Source organism: Bradyrhizobium sp. CCBAU 11386, assembly GCF_028128955.1.
In the GTDB taxonomy this organism is placed as follows: domain Bacteria; phylum Pseudomonadota; class Alphaproteobacteria; order Rhizobiales; family Xanthobacteraceae; genus Bradyrhizobium.
In genome coordinates this window covers 1-1,080 of record NZ_LBKA01000093.1, presented here as the reverse complement: position 1 = coordinate 1,080, position 1,080 = coordinate 1, and the positions used below count along the sequence as shown (strand labels likewise).

At 65.6% G+C, this 1,080-nt stretch carries 3 protein-coding genes; all 3 read left to right on the top strand.

Going from position 1 to position 1,080, the window contains the following annotated elements:
- On the top strand, nucleotides 1–320 hold a 320-nt coding region (locus tag XI09_RS08560; RefSeq protein ID WP_143279467.1), incomplete at its 5' end, for a transposase.
- Nucleotides 317–670, top strand: coding sequence for an IS66 family insertion sequence element accessory protein TnpB (gene tnpB, locus XI09_RS08555; RefSeq protein WP_271566450.1), 354 nt, complete (start codon nucleotides 317–319; stop codon nucleotides 668–670). The genes XI09_RS08560 and tnpB, both read left to right, overlap by 4 nt.
- 72 nt (nucleotides 671–742) lie before the next feature.
- The coding region (locus XI09_RS08550) for a transposase (protein ID WP_271566449.1) at nucleotides 743–1,080 on the top strand (338 nt) is incomplete at its 3' end.

Sequence of the window (1,080 nt, the reverse complement as noted above, 5' to 3'; positions counted from 1 at the left end):
AGGGGCGGATCGTGGCGGAGTCATATGCGCCGGGCACAGTTGTGTCCGAGGTGGCGCGCCGGCACGACCTCTCACCGCAACACCTGTTTGCTTGGCGCAAGGCCGCGCGTGCCGGTCTGCTGAGCTTGCCGGCGGAGGATGCACCGCTCTTCGTTCCGGTGGTGTCGGAGCTTCGCCCCGCTGGGATGTGCGTGGAAGCGGCAACGCGGAACGGGATAACGATCAGCATCGAGATTGGTGATGCGGTAGTTCGCGCAGCGGCGGGGGTCGATCCGGCCTGGCTGCGCGATGTGCTGCGGGCCGTGAGGGCGACGACATGATCGCGGCTTCGGCGGGCGTGAAGATCATGGTCGCGACGCGGCCGGTCGACTTTCGTAAAGGTGCCGATGGTCTCGCCGCGCTGGTGCGCGAGCAACTCCACCATGATCCGTTCACGGGAACGATTTTCGTCTTCCGTTCAAAGCGAGCGGACCGTTTGAAGATTTTTGCCTGGGACGGGTCCGGGCTCGTGCTGCTGTGGAAGCGGCTGGAGCATAGCGCGTTCCGCTGGCCGCCGATCAGCGATGGCGTGATGCGTTTGTCTGCCTCACAGCTCGCCGCGCTGATGGACGGCCTGGATTGGTCGCGCCTGCATGCCCGCGACATTGGTCAGCCGAGCGCAACGTCGTGAACCCTGTGACCAATTGAATCATGTCGGCTGCAGTCTTCCACAAGGGCCCGCGAATCAGCTTGAGTACCGGGCGTGAGCGAGACCACGGATCAACTTCCGACCGATATCGAGGCGCTGCAGGCGCTGGTTGCGGCGGCACGCGCGGAGCGCGACGCGGCGATCGCAAAGTGCGACGCGGCGATCGTCGAACGCGATCAGGCGCTGTCGCAAATGGATCGCCTTCAGCATCTCTTGCGCCAGCTGCAACGCGCGCAGTTCGGTCGCCGCTCGGAGAAGCTCGACCCTGAGCAGTTGCAGCTGGCGATCGAGGACATCGAGCAGGCCATTGCCGGCGATGAAGCGGTCCAGGACAGGAAGGACACGGCAGGCGCACGCCAGCGTGCTGAACGGCGCCGCGCCAGCCGTGGTGC